Here is a 1,732-nt window from a genome sequence, read left to right as displayed (position 1 = left end):
AATGGAGACAGCGCTCTATGATGGCCCCCTCTCCGTCTCGGGCTTCGCCCGAGCCACCTCTCCCCCGCTTTGCGGGGGCGAGGAACTGGGTGCACTCATGACCACCTTCACCCCGTGCTCATCCGCCGAAGTCCTCTCCACCGTCCAATGGGCGGCGGCTGAAGAGATGTCGTTGGAAATCCTCGGCCATGGTTCCAAGCGCGGCATAGGCCGCCCGCTGCAGACCGAGCATACGCTCGACTTGTCGAAGCTTACCGGCGTCACGCTCTACGAGCCGGCCGAACTGGTGCTGTCGGCGAAGGCCGGCACGCCGCTCGCCGAGATCGAGCAACTGCTGACGGAAAACGGTCAGCAATTCGCCTTCGAGCCGATGGATTACGGCCCGCTGCTCGGCGGCGAGCCGGGCCAAGGGGGCAAGAACGGAACGATCGGCGGCGTGCTTGCCGCGAACTTGTCCGGGCCACGGCGGCTGAAGGCGGGTGCCGCGCGCGACCATATCCTCGGTGTCGGCGCTGTCTCGGGGCGTGGCGAGGCCTTCAAGTCGGGCGGGCGCGTCGTCAAGAATGTCACCGGCTATGAACTCTCCAAGCTGATGGCCAATTCATGGGGCACGCTCGCCGTGCTCACCGACGTCACCTTCAAGGTGTTGCCGGCGGCCGAGACCGAGGTGACCCTGGCCATTCGCGGCCTGCTCGACGATGCCGCCGTTGCCGCCATGGCGCTGGCGCTCGGCTCCAGCGCCGAAGTGTCGAGCGCCGCCCACCTGCCGGAGCGGATCGCGGCGCGTGTCGCCGGTGGCAGGCTTGGCAGCGATGCGGCGACGCTGCTGCGTGTCGAGGGTTTTGGCCCGTCGGTCGTCTACCGTACGGAGGCGCTCCGGCAACTGCTCGGTAAGGCCGGACCTCTGGAGGACATCGCCGGCGAGGCGTCCAGGACTATCTGGCGCGATATCAGGGATTGCGTGCCCTTCGCATCGACCCAAGGAGCGGTCTGGCGCGTGTCGATGGCCCCGGCCGAGGCGCATCACATGGTGATGACCTTGCGCATGCAGGCGGCGGTCGACGCCTTCTACGACTGGCAGGGCGGGCTGGTGTGGCTCTCGATGCGCGAGAACGATCCCGAGGCAGAGCTGTTGCGGGGATTGATCCGCAAGCATGGCGGCGGCCACGCCACGCTTGTTCGCGCCGCGGCGGCGCATCGTGCCGCCGTTCCGGTGTTCCAGCCGCAGCCGCCGCATCTGGCCGCGCTTTCAGCCCGGCTCAAGGCCGAATTCGATCCCAAGGCTATCCTCAATCCCGGCCGCATGGCGCTGCCGTCGGCAAAGCGCGTGGGATACCAGGTGGGGCAACCGACCAGCCGTTCGCCCGTCATGGAGTGACGCATGGCGGCGACGCTTTCATTCCAGAAATTGATGGGAGCCTTGGGCTTCACCTTCAGCCTGTCGCCGTCCCATGCATTTTCAATGCGGTCGAAACGCCCGCCCCGGCTCATGACCATGGCGACCCGGCGCACTTCTTCGGGCTTGAGGCGTTCGGCAATCGTAGGCATCCACCGCGTCAGGCCGGTAATGGCGATGTCGTCGTCTGATGCTTCGCCCACCGGCTTGCCGGCCTGGTAGGCAATATTGCAGACGGCGCGCACATAAAAGTCTTCCGGGCTTTCCAGGTCCAGTGGCTCGCCGTCACGGGTGGACATGGCGTTCTTGCCGAAGCCGGGCAGGCCGATTTGTTTG

1 protein-coding gene is annotated in these 1,732 nt (G+C 66.5%); it reads left to right on the top strand.

What is annotated here, in order from left to right; translation table 11 throughout:
* Positions 1-97: 97 nt before the first annotated feature.
* Positions 98-1,378 (top strand): FAD-binding protein, encoded by a 1,281-nt coding sequence (locus BGN98_RS08015; protein ID WP_288120679.1) that lies wholly within the window; start codon positions 98-100, stop codon positions 1,376-1,378.
* Positions 1,379-1,732: the final 354 nt, after the last annotated feature.

This window comes from Microbacterium sp. 69-7 (assembly GCF_001897985.1).
Classification (GTDB): Bacteria; Actinomycetota; Actinomycetes; order Actinomycetales; family Microbacteriaceae; genus Microbacterium; species Microbacterium laevaniformans.
Note: the sequence above shows the minus strand (reverse complement) of the source record. Positions and strands in the feature narration are given on the sequence as shown.